The sequence below is a fragment of the Rickettsia endosymbiont of Ixodes scapularis genome, assembly GCF_000160735.1.
Lineage (GTDB): Bacteria > Pseudomonadota > Alphaproteobacteria > Rickettsiales > Rickettsiaceae > Rickettsia > Rickettsia tamurae.
Genome location: NZ_CM000770.1, coordinates 19,067 through 20,421 on the forward strand (window position 1 = coordinate 19,067; position 1,355 = coordinate 20,421).

A 1,355-nucleotide genomic window follows, 5' to 3' on the forward strand; every position below is an offset into this window, starting at 1 on the left:
TTCGGGGATAAGAAATCCCTCGCCTTCAGGCGAAGGGAAGATATAATGAAATTGCTTTAGCAATGAATTTATATCAAGAAACATGAGAAGTTATAGAAAGAATAGTCATAGTCAGTATGATTTAAAAGTACATCTTATATGGATACCAAAATATAGGAAGAGAGTATTGATAGGCAAAGTAGCGGAAAGGGCTAGAGATTTACTAAGGCAGATTTGTATGGAACATGAAGTATATATAATTTCAGGGAAAATATCATGTGATCACGTGCATATGTTTATCTCATATAAATCACAAATATCTCTTAGCAAGTTAGTACAGTATTTAAAAGGTAGTAGCTCAAGAATTTTATTGCAAGAATTTGCTCATTTAAGAAAACAATTTTGGGGCAATCATTTGTGGGCTAGGGGCTATATGGCGGTCAGTTCAGGTAATATAACTGATGAAATGATACAGCACTATATTGATGAACAGGAAGGTGAACCTGTGAATGATGATCGATTTCTAATCGATTCCACTTTATAACCCCTCAGCTTATAGCTGAGGGTTCTTTAGTTTTATTCTTAACTATTTTTATAACTTACACAAACTTTCTGACACCCCCAATTTACAGAATTTTTTTATTACTTGCTTCGTCAATTACTTAAGTAATTTTCTCGCAGTGACGGAAACCCCAATCCACGCAACAATGCTTTCGCAGGAATGACAAGTAAGAACCTATCACATTACTTCTCAAAACGACAAAATGCTCTACTACTATCTTGATTAAGAAAATCAATAATTTGTATTACTATAGAATTATTGTTATATTTCTCGGCAACTTGTTTTATACGCTCAGCAAAATTACCTTCGCCTGAGAAGATTTCTTCGATAGCTTTTAAAGCACTTAAAGACTCTGCTTTATCGAACCCTTTTCTATTCATACCGATTAGGTTTAAGCCCTCAAGCACCGCACGTTTACTACTTACAAGTCCGAACGGTATTACGTCTGCTCCGACCGGTGATAGCCCGCCGATCATTGAATATTCACCGATTCTAGCATATTGATGTACGGCAGACAGTCCGCCGATTATTGCGTAATCACCTACCTCAATATGACCTGCTAGGCTTACATAATTAGCAAATACTACATTATTGCCGATTTTACAGTCATGACCGATATGAACGCCGACCATAAATAAATTATTATTTCCTACTCTTGTCACCATTCCGCCGCCTTGGCTTCCTGCTTGCACTGTAACATATTCTCTTATAGTATTGTTAGAGCCGATTATCGTGCTTGATCTCTCATTAGCATATTTTAAGATTTGCGGAGGTTGACCGATTGATGCAAAAGGATAGATTACTGTATTTTCGC

At 36.4% G+C, this 1,355-nt stretch carries 2 protein-coding genes; one reads left to right on the forward strand and one right to left on the reverse strand.

Going from position 1 to position 1,355, the window contains the following annotated elements; genetic code table 11:
• The first annotated feature begins 82 nt into the window (after positions 1-82).
• Positions 83-523, forward strand: coding sequence for an IS200/IS605 family transposase (tnpA, locus tag REIS_RS00095; RefSeq protein ID WP_008579210.1), 441 nt, complete (start codon positions 83-85; stop codon positions 521-523).
• 200 nt (positions 524-723) lie between these two features.
• Here tnpA and lpxA read toward each other — a convergent pair.
• A partial coding sequence (gene lpxA, locus REIS_RS00100) for an acyl-ACP--UDP-N-acetylglucosamine O-acyltransferase (RefSeq protein WP_008579211.1) occupies positions 724-1,355 on the reverse strand: 632 nt, incomplete at its 5' end.